The following is a 14,780-nucleotide window of genomic DNA, read 5'->3' as shown; positions in this document are numbered from 1 at the left end:
GGAACCCGTGCATTCGGCGTGAAGCCGTGCAGTCGGCGAAGGTCAGCCGACGCCCTCCATCGCGCTCGTCTCGGTGTTGCCGATGCGGGCGATCACGTCGGGACGACGGCGGGCGAGGTAGGCGTACCGGGTGAGGGCCAGGGCGACGGTCACCAGGAACACGTAGGGGATCACGTTGTACGGGAAGGCCGGAACCGGCCACACGTTCGCGAAGAAGACGTACGCCATCGTCACGACGGCGACCGTCGCGCAGACCTTCACGAGACCGTTCCGCATCTTCGCCCGCTGCGTGTACACCACACAGGCGATCGCGACGAGGGCGTAGGCGACCATGTATCCGTAGGTTCCCCAGGTGTTGACCCAGACCAGGATGTCTCCGGTGGCCGCGCCCGAGAGCAGGAGCACGATGTCGACCGCGACGGCCGCTGCACCCGCGATGATCAGCACGCGGTGCGGAGTCAGGTGCTGCTCGTGCGTCCGGCCGAACCGCTCCGCGACGACGCCCTCCTTGCCCATCACGTAGACGATGCGTCCGATCACGTTGAGCGGGGCGACCACGACCGCGAAGAACGACGCCGAGACGCCGAACGTGAGCACGGCCGCGAACCAGCCGGGCATCCCGATCAGAGCCGACATGCTCTCCAGCGGGCTCGCCGACGTCGCGAGGTCGTCGCCGAGCACCGCGATCTGCGTGTAGGCCGCGAACACGTACAGCACGCCGACGCCGAGGGCACTCCACATGATCGCGCGGGGGATCGCCTTGTACGGCTCCTTCGCCTCACGCCCGAGCGCGTCGGCCGAGGAGAAGCCGACGAAGCCCAGGATGCCGAGGACCATCCCGGACGCGATGCCCTGGAAGGAGGATCCGGTTGCGAGGACCTGCGCGGGATCCCAGGCGGCGGGACCGGCCCAGGCGAGTGCGGCGATCAGCAGGATGAGGATGATGCCGACCGAGAGGAGCTCGAGCACGAGGGACACCCGCGCCGAGAGCCGGATGCCCCGGATGGTGAACAGGGTGGCGAGCCCGCCGAGCACGATGGCCAGGCCGATGTCCCAGCCCAGGCCCTGCGCCGGAAGACCGAGCATGCTCAGGAACTGCGCCATGTAGCTGACGGAACCGCTGAGCGAGGCCGCCGCGATGCCGAAGCAGCCGATCAGCAGCGTCACGCCGGCGAGGAAGGCGCCGAACGGTCCGAGGCCCTTGGACACGTAGGTGTAGAGCGAACCCGCTGACGCGTGCTTGCGGGCGAAGACGACGACGCAGTAGCCGACGCACAGGATCACGATCGTGGCGAGGGCGAAGGCGTAGATGGTGCCGTTGCCGGCGCCGAGGAAGATGGCCGCTGCTGTGAAGGCGATGACGGCGCTGGGGGCGATGTTGGCGATGGCCTGGGCGGCGAGCTCGGGACCGCTCATGACGCCGGTGCGCAGACCGGCATCCTGAGGGGCGCCAGGCGGGGCGACGACGGTGTCTGACATGGTTCTCCTGGATTCGGGTTTCAGGGGGTGGTGACAGCGGGAGGCGGTCAGGGGATGAGGAGGGTGCGGAGGGCGGACCCGGCCTCGAGGTCGTCGAGGGCCGCGGCGGCCTCGGACAGCGGACGGCGTCCCGAGATGAGCGGGTCGATCTTCAGCTGACCGTCCATGTAGCGGTCCACGAGGGCCGGCACATCGATCGAGGGCCGCACCGAGCCGTAGTTCGAGCCGAGGATGCGCTGGTCGGCCTCGGCGAGCACGAGCGGCTCGAACGACGCGCGCGCTCCCGTCGGCGGGAGTCCGACGATGACGGCCGCGCCGCCCAGTCCCAGCATCTGGATGGACTGCTCGGTGGTGGTCGTGCGCCCGATCGCGTCGAACGCGTAGTCCACACCGTCGGGGATGAGTTCGCGCAGCTGCGCCACGGCGTCGCCCTGCGACGCGTCGATGCGATCGGTCGCCCCGAACTGCAGGGCCATCTGGGTCTTCTCGGGGCGCACGTCGATCGCGACGATGCGCTCGGCGCCGGCGAGGCGTGCTCCCTGGACGACGTTGAGGCCCACGCCGCCGCAGCCGATCACCGCGACGGTGGAACCCGGCTCGACGGCGGCGGTGTTCAGCACGGCGCCGACACCGGTGGCCACGGCGCAGCCGACGACGGCGATGACGTCGAGCGGCGCGTCGTCTCGGACCTTGACCGCTCCGGAGGCGGGGACCACGACCTCCTCGGCGAAGGACGAGACGCCGAGGTAATGATGCAGCTGCTCGCCGTCGCGGCTCAGGCGCGAGGTGCCGTCGAAGAGCACGCCGAGCGGAGCGACCACCGTCGCCACCTTCTGGCACCGCGCCTCGTGCCCGGCGCGGCAGTAGCGGCACTCTCCGCACGGGGGAACCCAGCTCAGCACCACGTGGTCGCCCACGGCCAGGGTCGTGACCCCTTCGCCCAACTCGGTGACGACGCCGGAGCCCTCGTGGCCCATGACCAGGGGAGCCGCGGCATCCCATTCCCCGCGCTTGACGTGCAGGTCCGAGTGGCACACGCCCGCGGCGGCGATCCGCACGCGCACCTCTCCGGCGCGGGGCGGAGCGAGGTCGACGTCGACGAACTCGATGGGCGACTGCGGATCGCGGAAGACAACAGCTTTCATGACATCCTTCGGGTGGAGAGGGGATGCGCACGATGCTAGGAGAGACGGAGAACCCACGGCATCCGACAAAACGGTGAAGCAGCGGCACCGGATTGGACGAATTGTATGATCGAGGGATGGCTCGTGATGTCGCCTCCGTGGCTCGATACCTGCACGGCGAGCTTCTCCCCGGCGCGGTCCCGGGCGCTCGAGCGGTGAACGCGGTCGTCGACATGGGGTCCTTCGGCGCTCCGACCGATCGCCTCTTCGCGACCCTCGTGGTGGCTGACGACGAGCAGCTCCGTGCCCTCGGCGACGATCCCGATCGGCTCGCGCTCCTGCGCGATGCCGTGGTGGTCACGGATGCCGATGGTCCCGCCGTCCGCGAAGTCCTGCTCGGGGCGGAGATCACGGCGACGGTGGGGGCTGCGACGACGCAGGAGCTCCTGGCGCCGACCCTGACCTCCCTTCTCGCGGTGGATCAGGCTGCTGAGGCGAGGGCGATCACCTCGGCGATGCGTGTTCTCACGCTCGCCGCCCGGCGCAGCGGCATCACGGGGGTCATCGCCGAGCTCGCGCACCGCATCGACGGCTGGGCCGTGCTGCTCGATCGACACGGCGAGGTGATCACCACCGCCGGCGCGGGGAGCCTGCACATCGACGATGCGATCGCCGTCGCCGTCGGGAGACCGGTGCGCGTGCGTCATCGCGCCCTGCAGGTGCACCCGGTGGGGCCGGGGGAGGACATCACCGCGCAGCTGGTCACCGCGCCCCGCAACGATAGCTCCGGCCGCGGTCGGGAGCTGAGCTCGCAGACGGCCGCCCTGTTGGACCTCCTGATGCGGACGCGCGACAGCAGCCATCTGGAGCGCCTCGGGAGATCGATGATGTTCGAGACGGTGCTGCAGGGCGGGGAGGACGCCGCACGTCTGCTCCGACGCTGGGGCGTGCACGAGCGCACGCTCGTGGGTTTCGCCCTGGCATCGCGCACGAGCGGGGTGGACGTGGAACACCTTCTGGCGCTCTGGCTCGACGAGCTGGGGGCCGAGCACGTGTTCACCTCGCAGCGGGGGCTGATCCTCGGTGCGGTGCGCGACGATCACGCGCAGCAGATCGCGCACCGGGCCCGCACCTATGCCTCGACGCTGTATCTCGGGCTCGGGAGGCCTGCGGACATCGACGCCCTCGAGCGGTCGGTCGACGAGGCGCGGCACGCCTGCGAAGCCGCGCGCACCGGGGGCGAGCGGGTCGTCCGATACGAGGCGATCCCCACCGTCGCCTTCGTCCTCGGACAGCTCGATCGAGATCAGACTCAGCGCATCGCGCGTCTGCTCGACCCCCTGCGCGCGGCGGATCGCCCCGACGAGCTCATCCAGACGCTCCGTGTCTTCCTGTCCGCCAACGGGGCATGGGGGGAGAGCGCGGCACGACTGCGCATCCATCGCCAGACTCTCACGGCGCGCATCCGCCGGATCGAGGATCTGACGGGACTCTCGCTCGCCGATCCGGATGATCGGGTCGCCGCCTGGCTCGCCCTGCGGGCGACCGACGGCTGACTCCGCTCGAGCCCGCAGACCACGAAGGGCCCCGCCGGTCGGCGGGGCCCTTCGTCGGAAAGCAGCGGATCAGCGCCCGGCGCCGGCCAGCGAACCCTCGGTCTGACCAGCGGGGTCGAAGATGATGCACTGGATGACGCGGTCGTTGGCCTGCTCCCACGATTCCTTGGTGGGCGTCAGCGTCGTCACGTCGAGCGCGGAGTCCTGATAGGCGACGCCCACGAACGAGGTGTAGGCGTCTCCGATGCACTCCTCGGAGGCGGCGTTGATGTTGTCCTCGGCGTAGTCGCCGTCATCCATCGTGATCTCGTAGTACACCTCCTGGTCGTGCGGCTCGTCGCACGGGAGGATGTTGGCGTCGGTGAGAACGCCGGTTCCCGTGTCCATCATGCAGTCGCCGAGCTTGACGGCGAACACGCCGACGTTGGAGCTCTCGGTGACCTGACCGGTCTCCTCATCGCGATCGGCATCGCCGTTGCCCAGGATGCCGTTGATCGCGCTGCAGCCGGTGAGCGCGACCGTGAGCGCGACGGCGGATCCAGCGAGCATCAGAGCACGTCGCGTGCGCATCGTCGTCATGTTTTTCCCTCCAGGGTGTGTGATCTGAGGGCATGCGAAAAGCCCCCGCCGCGGGACACGCTATCCGGCCCGGAGTCTATGACGCAACTTGAAGAAGGCTTTGCTCCAGCTGGGAGTGCGCGTGCGCGCTCAGCCCTCGAGATCGTCGACGCCGGGCATCCAGCTGGCGCCGGGGCGCCCCCATCCGCGCTTGCGGGCGATCTTCTGCACGGTCTTCCAGTCGCCGTCGGAGAGGCGATCGACGTAGAGGATGCCGTCGAGGTGATCGAACTCGTGCTGCATGATGCGTGCGCGCCACCCGTCGACGTCGATCGAGACGGGTCGGCCCTCCAGATCGGTCGCGGTCACGCGGACGCGCTCGGAGCGGCGCAGAGGGAACCGCTCACCGGGGAACGACAGGCACCCCTCGGACTCGAGGTCGGGGTCGGGCTCTCCCGGCTCGAGCGGAACCATCCAGAGCTCCGGATTGATGAGGACGCCGCGCCAGGGCTGATCGTCGTCATCGACGTAGGCGTACGTGTAGATGCGCAGCGGGACGCCCACTTGCGGGGCGGCGAGGCCGACGCCGGGCGCGGTGTCCATCGTCTCGAACATGTCCGCGACGAGCGTGCGGATCTCGTCGGTGATCTCGTCGACGGGGGAGGCGGGGGAGTGCAGGACGGGGTCGCCCATGATGCGAATCGGAAGTACAGCCACGTCACAACCCTAGTCGGCGCCGGTCGGCGGGTAGGGTCGTACTGTGACTGCTGGGGTGTGGATGAACGCGGTGGAGGATGTCGGCGATCAGCTCGTCGGCGCCTTCCAGAATCCGGGCCTGCTGCTGGGCATCCCGCTCGCCCTCGCCGGTGCGGTGTTCATGTCCCTCGGGGCGCAGTATCAGCACCGCGGTGTGGAGAAGGTCGAGCGTCTCAGCGGTGCGGACGGCGCCTCCGGTCTGACCCTGAACCAGATCAAGCGGCTGCTCACACGGCCCTCCTGGCTCGTCGGCACCCTCATGCTGGGTCTCGCCGTCATCTGCCAGCTGGCCGCCCTCGTGCAGGCGCCCCTGATCGTCGTGCAGCCGCTGGGTGCCATCGCGCTCGTCATCACCACGCTGTTGAACGCCCGCATCTCCGGACACTCGCCGACCAGGCAGTCGCTGACCGCGATCGTGTGCTGTGTCGGCGGCATCTTCCTCTTCGTCTTCTTCGCCGCGATCTACGCCACGGAGCAGGAGGTGACCGACCGCGAGCTCTTCGTGATCCTCGCCCTGCTGCTCGTGGTCATCATCGTCCTCGGTGCGTGCTGGCTGATCCTGCGGCACCGCATGCGCGCACTCTTCTACGTGATCGGCGCCGGCGTGCTCTACGGCTTCGTCGCGACGCTCGCGAAGGTCGTGATCAAGCGGATCGAGGCCGGTCAGTTCGAGTGGATCACCGCGATCTGCGTGCTCGCGCTGGTCTCGGCCGCCGCCGTCGGCGCGTACTTCGTGCAGACCGCCTACAGTTCGGGCCCGCCCGACCTCGTCATCGCCGGACTCACGGTCGTCGATCCGCTCGTGGCCGTGCTGATCGGCATGGTGGTGCTGGGGGAAGCGGCCGCAGCCCCGTGGTGGGTGCTCGTCATCTTCGCCGTCGCCGGCGCGATCGCGGTGTGGGGCGTCGTCGGACTCGCCCGCTACCACCCGCAGGTGCTCAGCGACAGCCAGGAGCTCGGCATCGTGCGCGGTAGCACGCCTTCAGCGGAGGCGGCGCCGGGGGAAGAGGCGACCGCTTCTCCGCAGCGCACCGACGCTCCGCCGCAGACCCCGGACGCTCAGCGTCGCGACGCGGACGGCCCCACACGCCCGGACGCCTCGTAGGCGGCCACGGCCACGGAGTCGACGAGGCGTCGAGCGGTCAGTAGGCCTGGTCGATGAGATCGGGGGAGACCTCGGACGCGGCGGCCTCGTCCACGAAGAACACCGTGCGCTTGCGTCCCTTGGCCCCCGCGGCGGGAACGCTGGAGTAGCTCGCGCCGGCGAGAGCCAGCCCGAGCGCGGAGGCCTTGTCGGCGCCGGTGAGCACGAGCCATACCCGCTTCGAGGAGTTCAGCACCGGACGGGTGAGCGTCACACGCTCCGGGGGAGGCTTGGGAGAGTCCCGCACGGCGAGGACTGCCGCATCCGTCACGGTGACCTCGTCACGGTCCGGGAAGAGCGAGGCGATGTGGCCGTCCGGACCCACCCCGAGGAAGCAGACCGCGAACGACGGCCAGGGGTGCTCCGCGGTGCTGAAACGTGCGAGCTCGGCGGCATAGGCGGACGCCGACTCGTCGAGGGTCAGGCCGGTCTCCGGTCCGGAGACCTCATGCACGTTCTCCGCGGGCACCGGAATGCGATCCAGCAGCGCGTGGCGTGACTGCAGCGAGTTCCGGTCGGGGTCGTCCCGCGGCACGAAGCGCTCGTCGCCCCACCAGAAGTGCACGAGCGACCAGTCGATCTCAGCGCTGCGCGGATCCTCGGCGGTCGCCGCCAGCACGGCGCCGCCCATCGAACCTCCGGTCAGCGCGATGTGCGCGAGCCGACCGTTGCGGGTGCGGGCGCGCACGCGCGTCAGGAAGCGATCGGCCACCCGGGCGGCGAGGACGGTGGGAGTGGCTTCCACCACGACCCGCTTCTCTGCGGACGATACCGGCATCGACGTCACTCTCCTGTCTCGGGCGGACCCAGCTTCTCCCAGCCCTCGGTGATCACTCGACCGTACAGGACGTCGGGATCGAGGCGTCGCAGCTCCTCCGCGAGGCACTCGCGGAGCGTGCGCCGGGGGAGGTGGAGATCGTGCTTCGGCTGATTGGGCTGCGTCAGGATCGCGACGCCGGGAGACGGCCGCTCGAGCAGGATGTCGCCGGAGGGTCGGGTCAGCCGGACCGACTTGATGCCCTCCTGCCAGTGCTCCGGGTCCTCGTACGACCAGCGCACCGGGACATCGAGCGCCATCTGCAGCCACGCGGCGAGCAGGGCGGTCGACGGGGACGCGGATGCGCCGCGCACCTCGACACCCGTGATCGTCTCGTACGGCGGCTGGTCGAGCACGGCGGCGAGCTGCTCGCGCCAGTGGGTCAGTCGCGTCCAGGCGAGATCGGTGTCGCCGGGCGCGTGCGTCCTGCCGAGCAGGGCGAGACGATCGCGGACGTCGGGCGAGGTCGCGGCGTCGGTGATGCGGCGCTGCGCGATACGGCCGAGCGGCGACGTCGCCGGCGAGGTCGGCGCCTCCTCCGGCCACCACGCCACGACGGGAGCGTCGGGAAGCAGCAGACCGGTGATCAGGCTCTCCGCGTTGCTCGCGGCATCGCCGTAGGCGCGGAGGACCACGACCTCGCTCGCTCCGGCGTCGCCTCCGACGCGGATCTGCGCGTCCAGGCGCGATTCGCCGTCACCGGTGGTGAGCACGATGACCCGCATGGGGTGCTCGCGGGAGGCGTCGTTCGCGGCGTCGATCGCGGCCTCGGCCACGCCGTTGCGCGCGGAGATCACGAGGGTGAGGACGCGGCCGAGGGCGACGGCGCCGCCCTCCTCGCGCACCTTGACGAGCTGCTTGGCGACCTGGCTGACGGTCGTGTCGGGAAGGTCGATGATCACGGGCGTCTCCAGACTCGTCCGTCGCGGGCCAGCAGGTCGTCGGCGGAAGCCGGACCCCACGACCCCGGCGCGTACTGCTCGACGGGGCCGCCGACGGCAGCCCAGTACTTCTCCACGGGGTCGAGGATCTTCCAGGAGAGCTCGACCTCCTCGTGCCGCGGGAACAGCGGCGGGTCGCCCAGGAGCACATCCAGGATGAGACGCTCGTAGGCTTCGGGGCTGGCCTCGGTGAAGGCGTGGCCGTAGCCGAAGTCCATCGTCACGTCGCGGACGTTCGTGCCGCTGCCCGGCACCTTGGAGCCGAAGCGGATGGTGACGCCCTCATCCGGCTGCACGCGGATCACCAGGGCGTTCTGACCGAGTTCGGAGGCGTTTCCGCGTCCGAACAGATGCTGCGGGGCGCGCTTGAACACGACCGCGATCTCCGTCACGCGCCGTCCCAGGCGCTTCCCGGTGCGCAGGTAGAACGGCACGTCCGCCCAGCGGCGCGTGTCGATCTCGAGCTTGATGGCGGCGTAGGTCTCGGTCGTCGACTCGGGGTTCATGCCCTCCTCGTCGAGGAAGCCGGTGACCTTCTCCCCGCCTTGCCAGCCGCCCGCGTACTGCCCGCGGGCCGTCGCGACCGACAGGTCGTCCGGAACGTGGACCGCGGCGAGGACCTTCTCCTTCTCGGCACGCAGGTGCTCGGCGGACAGGCTGATCGGCTCCTCCATCGCGGTGAGCGCGAGCAGCTGCAGCAGGTGGTTCTGGATGACGTCGCGCGCGGCGCCGATGCCGTCGTAGTATCCGGCACGGCCCCCCACGCCGATGTCCTCGGCCATCGTGATCTGCACGTGGTCGACGTAGTTGCGGTTCCAGATCGGCTCGTACAGCTCGTTGGCGAACCGCAGAGCCAGGATGTTCTGGACCGTCTCCTTGCCGAGGTAGTGGTCGATGCGGAAGATCGAATCGGCGGGGAAGGCCACCTCGAGCGCGGCGTTCAGCGCGCGAGCCGATTCGAGGTCGTGCCCGAACGGCTTCTCGATCACGACGCGCCGCCACCGCTCGTCGTCGTCGCTGTCCTCGCCGACGAGACCGGAGTCCTTCAGCTGCTTGGCGACCAGAGGGAAGTCCTTCGGCGGGATCGACAGGTAGAACGCGTGGTTGCCCATCGTGCCGCGTTCGACGTCGAGCTTCTCGATCGTGTCGCGCAGCTTCTGGAAGGACTCCGGATTGTCGAACTCGCCCGAGACGAACCGGATGCCCTGCAGCAGCTGGGTCCAGGTCTCCTCGCGGAACGGCGTGCGCGCGTGCTGCTTGACCGCGTCGTAGACGACCTCCGCGAAGTCCTGGTCCTCCCAGTCGCGTCGGGCGAACCCGACAAGGGCGAATCCCGGCGGCAGCAGTCCTCGGTTGGCGAGGTCGTAGACCGCGGGCATCAGCTTCTTGCGCGACAGGTCCCCGGTGACGCCGAAGATCACCAGGGCGCTGGGCCCGGCGATCCTGTTGAGACGGCGGTCATCGGGGTCGCGCAGCGGGTTGTGCCCGCGCGAGATGGGAACAGACATCGGTGGGGGGTTCTCCTGCTGTTACTTCTGTGCGGCTTCGAAGAGGGCGAGCACGTCGTCCGAGGACTCGGTGATCGTCAGCGAGACGACGGGACGACCGTGCTCCGCGAGCACGGCGGCGTCACCGGCGGCCTGGGCCTGGATGAGCTGCCCGAAGGTGAAGGGACGCTCGGGGATCTCGAGGTCGACGTCGGTGCGCTCGAGGATCTGCAGGAACACGCCCTGCGCCGGCCCGCCCTTGTGGTACTGGCCCGTGGAGTGCAGGAAACGCGGTCCCCAGCCGAATGTGGTCGGACGTCCGGCGTCCGCGGCGACGAGCTCGCGCAGGCCCTGGAGCTGCGGGACCTCGAGGCGGTTCACATACGCCTGGATCGACACGTAGCCGTCGGCGGGAAGCTGCGCCCAGAGCGCGTCGAGCACGCCCTCCACGGTGCCCGTCGCGGCGAGAGCCGGGTCCGAGACGCGCACTTCGACGCCGTTCTCGACGAAGGCCGGGGCGGTGGGCTCCGGGCGGGCGTCGAGCAGACCGCGGGCGGCGACCTTCGCCGACTCGACGTCGGGCTGGTCGAAGGGGTTGATCCGGAGCAGGTGCCCGGCGATCGCCGTGGCGTACTCCCACACGATGAACTGGGCGCCGAGCGTGCCGCTGACGAGGATCTCGCCCTCGTGCCGCTCGTGCAGGTGGAACTCGTTCGCGTCGTCGACGAGGCGCACCACCTGGAGGTCGGCGGGTACCGGATCGAGTTCGGGGGAGACGGGCAGCAGGACGACCGGGAGGATGCCGGTGCCGTCTTTGCCGGTGGACTCCGCGATGAGCTGCTCGATCCAGTCCGGCAGACCGTTGATGTGGGTGCCGTCGGTGATGAGCCCGAGCTTGTCACGACGCGGGTTGGTCGCCGCGATCGCCGCTCCCAGTCGCAGAGCGGGGTTCTCGGCGGAGTCGACCGCGACCTCGAGCAGCGAGGCCTCGGCCTCGTTCAGCAGCTCATCGATGTCGACGCCGGCGAGCCCCGAGGGGACCAGTCCGAAGGCCGTGAGCGCCGAGTAGCGTCCGCCCACGTTCGGGTCGGCGTTGAAGACGCGGTATCCCGCCTCACGCGCCGACGCATCCAGGGGAGACCCCGGGTCGGTGACCACGACGATGCGCTCGGTGGGGTCGATGCCGAGGTCGCGGAACGCGGCCTCGAACGTGCGTCGCTGCGAATCCGTCTCCACGGTGGAGCCCGACTTCGACGAGACGACGAGGACGGTGTCGGCGAGGCCCTCGTCGAGAGCCGCCAGCACCTGACCGGGAGCGGTCGAGTCGAGGATCGTCAGCGGGACGCCAGCGGTCTGCGCGATCACCTCGGGAGCGAGGGACGAGCCGCCCATGCCGGCGAGGACGACGCGGGTGACGCCCTTGGCGTTGAGGTCGGCGCGCAGGGCGACGATCTCGTCGACGAGGGGACGCGAGACCGAGACGGCCTCGACCCAGCCGAGGCGCACGGCCGCTTCGGATTCCGCTGCCGGCCCCCACAGAGTGGCGTCGCCACTGGTGATGCGCGAGGCGACGAGGTCGTGGACCAGGGCGGGGACGGTCTCGTCGATGGCCGCGCGCGCGGCACCGGAGGTGTGGATGGCGAAGGTCATCGCTGCGCCTCCAGCGCCTCGGCGACCTGAGCCAGGAGGTCGTGCCACGAGTCGATGAACTTGGCGACGCCCTCTTCCTCGAGCACCTGGGTGACGTCGTCGAAGTCGATGCCGAGCTCCTTGAGACCGGCGAACACCTCGCGGGCCTCGTCATAGCCGCCCGTGATCGTGTCTCCGGTGACCACGCCGTGGTCGAACGTCGCCTCGAGCGTCTTCTCGGGCATCGTGTTGACAACGCCCTGAGCGACCAGCTCGGTCACGTACAGGGTGTCGGGAAGCGCCGGGTCCTTGACGCCGGTCGAGGCCCACAGTGGACGCTGGAGGTTCGCGCCGAGGGCGATGAGGTCCTGCGCGCGCTTCTCCGCGAACTTCTGCTCGAAGAGCTCGTACGCCAGACGCGCGTTGGCGAGGCCGGCCTTGCTCTTGAGCGCGTCCGCCTCCGGGGTGCCGATGGCCGACAGCCGCTTGTCGGTCTCGGTGTCGACGCGGGAGACGAAGAACGAGGCGACCGAGTGGATGCTGGACAGATCGAAGTCGCCGCTGTGCGCGCGCTCGAGGCCGGTCAGGTAGGCGTCGATCACGTCGGCGTAGCGCTCCAGGCTGAAGATCAGCGTGACGTTCACGCTGATGCCGTTCGCGATGGCCTCCGTGATCGCCGGCAGGCCCGCCTTGGTGGCCGGGATCTTGACGAGGAGGTTGGGGCGGTCGATCGTGCTCCACAGCTCCTTCGCCTGTGCGACCGTGCCGGCGGTGTCGTGGGCGAGGTCGGGGGAGACCTCGATCGAGACGCGGCCGTCGACGTGACCGGACTCCTCCCAGACGGGGCGGAACACGTCGAGAGCGGCGCGCACGTCCTGCGTCGTCGCTGCGAAGACGGCCTCCTCGGCCGACGCGCCGGACGCGGCGAGCTCGGACACCTGCGCGTCGTACGAGGTGTTGTTCTTGTCCGTGATGGCGTTCGCGAAGATCGTCGGGTTCGTGGTGACGCCCACCACGTTGCGCGACGAGATCAGCTCCGCGAGGTTGCCCGAGGAGATGCGGGTGCGCGAGAGGTCGTCGAGCCAGATGCTGACGCCGGCGGCGGCGAGCTGTGCGGTGGGGGTGCTCATGCGTTCTCCTTGATGGTCTCGCGGGCGGCCGCGATGACGGCCTCGGTGGTGATGCCGAACTTCTGGAACAGGGTCTTGTAGTCGGCGGAGGCGCCGAAGTGGTCGATGCCGACCGAGCGGCCGCGGTCGCCCACGATGCCGCGCCAGGTGAGCACCGAGCCCGCCTCGACGGACACACGGGCGGTGACGGACGCCGGGAGCACGCTCTCGCGGTACTCGTCGTCCTGCTCGGCGAACCACTCCAGCGACGGGGCGGAGACGACGCGGACGTTCACGCCCTCCGTCGCGAGGGCCTCGCGGGCATTCACCGCGAGCTGCACCTCGGAGCCCGTCGCCACGATGATGACGTCGGGTGCGCCGTTCGGGGCCTCGGCGAGCACGTACGCGCCCTTGGCCGCGTTGTCCGCCGATGCGAAGGTGTCGCCGGAGGCCGCGCCCTCGCCGCGCTCGAACACCGGGATGTTCTGGCGGGTCAGCGCGATGCCGGCCGGACCCTCGTGGCGACGCAGGATCTCGAGCCAGACCGCGGAGGTCTCGTTCGCATCTGCGGGGCGGACGAGCGTGAAGTTCGGGATCGCGCGAAGAGTGGCGAGCTGCTCGATGGGCTGGTGCGTCGGGCCGTCCTCGCCGAGGGCGACGGAGTCGTGCGTCCAGACGAAGATGCTCGGCACGTTCATCAGCGCAGCGAGTCGCACGGCGGGCCGCATGTAGTCGCTGAAGATGAGGAACGTGCCGCCGAACGCCCGCGTCGGGCCGTGCAGCACGATGCCGTTCACGATCGCGCCCATCGCGTGCTCGCGGATGCCGAAGTGCAGCACCCGGCCGTAGGGGTTGCCCGACCACTCATGGGTGGACCACTCCGCCGGGATGAACGACGGCGCGTCCTTGATCGTGGTGAGGTTCGATTCGGCGAGGTCCGCGGATCCGCCCCACAGCTCGGGGAGCTCGGCGGCGAGGGCGTTGATGACCTGCCCGGATGCGGCGCGGGTCGAGACCTCCTTGCCGGCTTCGAACACGGGCAGCGCGCTCGTGATGTCGGAGGGGAGCTCCTGCGCCTCGAGCCGGTCGAGCAGCGCCTTCTTCTCGGGGTTCGCCGCAGCCCAGGCGTCGAACGACTTCTGCCACTCGGCGCGCGTCTCGGCGGCGCGGTCGGCGAGGCCGCGGGTGTGGGCGATCACGTCGTCCGCCACCGTGAAGGTCTGCTCCGGGTCGAAGCCCAGGACCTTCTTCGTCGCGGCGAGCTCGTCGGCGCCCAGGGCGGAACCGTGGATCTTGCCGGAGTTCTGCTTGCCGGGCGACGGCCAGCCGATGATCGTCCGGAGGATGATGAGCGAGGGCTTGTCGGTCTCGCCCTTGGCTGCCTCGATCGCCGCATGCAGTTCGGCGACGTCTTCGACGTACTCGCCGGTCTTCTTCCAGTCCACGACCTGGACCTGCCAGCCGTACGCCTCGTAGCGCTTCGCGACGTCCTCGGTGAAGGCGACGTTCGTGTCGTCCTCGATGGAGATCTGGTTCGAGTCGTAGATCGCGATGAGGTTGCCGAGCTGCTGGTGGCCGGCCAGAGAGGAGGCCTCGCTGGTCACGCCCTCCTGCAGGTCGCCGTCTCCGGCGATGACGTAGACGAAGTGATCGAACGGGCTCGTGCCGGGAGCCGCCTCGGGGTCGAACAGGCCGCGCTCGTAGCGGGCCGCGTAGGCGAAGCCGACAGCCGACGCGAGTCCCTGACCGAGAGGTCCGGTGGTGATCTCGACGCCCTTGGTGTGGCCGTACTCCGGGTGCCCCGGCGTCTTGGAACCCCAGGTGCGCAGGGCCTTGAGGTCGTCGAGCTCGAGCCCGAAGCCGCCGAGGTAGAGCTGCACGTACTGCGTCAGCGACGAGTGGCCGACCGAGAGGATGAACCGGTCGCGACCCAGCCAGTCGGTGTCGGTCGGGTCGTGGCGCAGCACCCGCTGGTACAGGAGGTATGCGGCAGGGGCGAGGCTCATCGCCGTGCCGGGGTGACCGTTTCCGACCTTCTCCACGGCATCGGCCGCCAGGACTCGGGCGGTGTCCACCGCGCGTCGATCGATCTCATCCCACTGCAATTCCGACACGTTCATGCCCTTTCCGACAGTTTCGAGGGCGCCCGTATTCCCTGGCAGGTCCGCAGCATCACGGTG

At 69.8% G+C, this 14,780-nt stretch carries 12 protein-coding genes; 2 read left to right on the top strand and 10 right to left on the bottom strand.

Annotation, left to right across the window (positions count from 1 at the left end; all coding sequences use genetic code 11):
* Positions 1–42: 42 nt before the first annotated feature.
* Complete coding sequence (locus tag CSX12_RS09800; RefSeq protein WP_124895655.1) at positions 43–1,479, bottom strand: APC family permease; 1,437 nt, start codon at positions 1,477–1,479, stop codon at positions 43–45.
* 47 nt (positions 1,480–1,526) lie between these two features.
* On the bottom strand, positions 1,527–2,624 hold the full coding sequence (locus tag CSX12_RS09795; protein WP_017202298.1) for a Zn-dependent alcohol dehydrogenase: 1,098 nt from the start codon (positions 2,622–2,624) through the stop codon (positions 1,527–1,529).
* 116 nt (positions 2,625–2,740) lie between these two features.
* Between CSX12_RS09795 and CSX12_RS09790 the strand changes: the two genes are divergently transcribed.
* A complete protein-coding gene (locus CSX12_RS09790; RefSeq protein ID WP_124895654.1) occupies positions 2,741–4,159 on the top strand; it encodes a PucR family transcriptional regulator in 1,419 nt (472 codons plus the stop codon).
* A gap of 69 nt (positions 4,160–4,228) precedes the next feature.
* Here the strand turns inward: CSX12_RS09790 and CSX12_RS09785 are convergent, their stop codons facing one another.
* Both CSX12_RS09785 and def read right to left on the bottom strand, forming a co-directional pair.
* Positions 4,229–4,738, bottom strand: coding sequence for a hypothetical protein (locus CSX12_RS09785; protein WP_017202296.1), 510 nt, complete (start codon positions 4,736–4,738; stop codon positions 4,229–4,231).
* Between the two features lie 129 nt (positions 4,739–4,867).
* Positions 4,868–5,434 carry a peptide deformylase gene (gene def / locus CSX12_RS09780; protein ID WP_124895653.1) on the bottom strand — a complete coding sequence of 189 codons (567 nt, stop codon included), beginning with the start codon at positions 5,432–5,434 and terminating at the stop codon, positions 4,868–4,870.
* Positions 5,435–5,495: 61 nt separating this feature from the next.
* Here def and CSX12_RS09775 point away from each other — a divergent pair, with 61 nt between their 5' ends.
* On the top strand, positions 5,496–6,578 hold the full coding sequence (locus CSX12_RS09775; protein WP_124896861.1) for a DMT family transporter: 1,083 nt from the start codon (positions 5,496–5,498) through the stop codon (positions 6,576–6,578).
* Between the two features lie 37 nt (positions 6,579–6,615).
* On the opposite strand, the gene pgl is transcribed toward CSX12_RS09775, so the two are convergent.
* The 6 genes from pgl to tkt are packed head-to-tail and all read right to left on the bottom strand — an operon-like array spanning position 6,616 to position 14,714.
* A complete protein-coding gene (pgl, locus tag CSX12_RS09770) occupies positions 6,616–7,395 on the bottom strand; it encodes a 6-phosphogluconolactonase (RefSeq protein ID WP_192576758.1) in 780 nt (259 codons plus the stop codon).
* Positions 7,396–7,400: 5 nt separating this feature from the next.
* The gene (locus CSX12_RS09765; RefSeq protein WP_017202292.1) at positions 7,401–8,336 is read right to left on the bottom strand and encodes a glucose-6-phosphate dehydrogenase assembly protein OpcA; all 936 of its coding nucleotides are present in this window, start codon (positions 8,334–8,336) and stop codon (positions 7,401–7,403) included.
* Positions 8,333–9,883, bottom strand: a complete 1,551-nt coding sequence (gene zwf / locus CSX12_RS09760; RefSeq protein WP_017202291.1) for a glucose-6-phosphate dehydrogenase — start codon at positions 9,881–9,883, stop codon at positions 8,333–8,335. Before zwf ends, CSX12_RS09765 begins: the two co-directional genes overlap by 4 nt.
* A 21-nt stretch (positions 9,884–9,904) precedes the next feature.
* The gene (locus CSX12_RS09755) at positions 9,905–11,512 is read right to left on the bottom strand and encodes a glucose-6-phosphate isomerase (protein WP_124895651.1); all 1,608 of its coding nucleotides are present in this window, start codon (positions 11,510–11,512) and stop codon (positions 9,905–9,907) included.
* Entirely contained in the window at positions 11,509–12,621 is a 1,113-nt protein-coding gene (tal, locus tag CSX12_RS09750; RefSeq protein ID WP_124895650.1) for a transaldolase, read from the bottom strand. The genes CSX12_RS09755 and tal overlap by 4 nt, the downstream gene beginning before the upstream one ends.
* A complete protein-coding gene (gene tkt / locus CSX12_RS09745; RefSeq protein WP_124896860.1) occupies positions 12,618–14,714 on the bottom strand; it encodes a transketolase in 2,097 nt (698 codons plus the stop codon). Before tkt ends, tal begins: the two co-directional genes overlap by 4 nt.
* Between the last annotated feature and the right edge of the window lie 66 nt (positions 14,715–14,780).

The organism is Microbacterium sp. Y-01, from assembly GCF_003856715.1.
Taxonomy (GTDB): domain Bacteria; phylum Actinomycetota; class Actinomycetes; order Actinomycetales; family Microbacteriaceae; genus Microbacterium; species Microbacterium algeriense.
The sequence above is the reverse complement of the archived record's forward strand: the minus strand, read 5'-3'. Positions and strand labels throughout refer to the sequence as shown.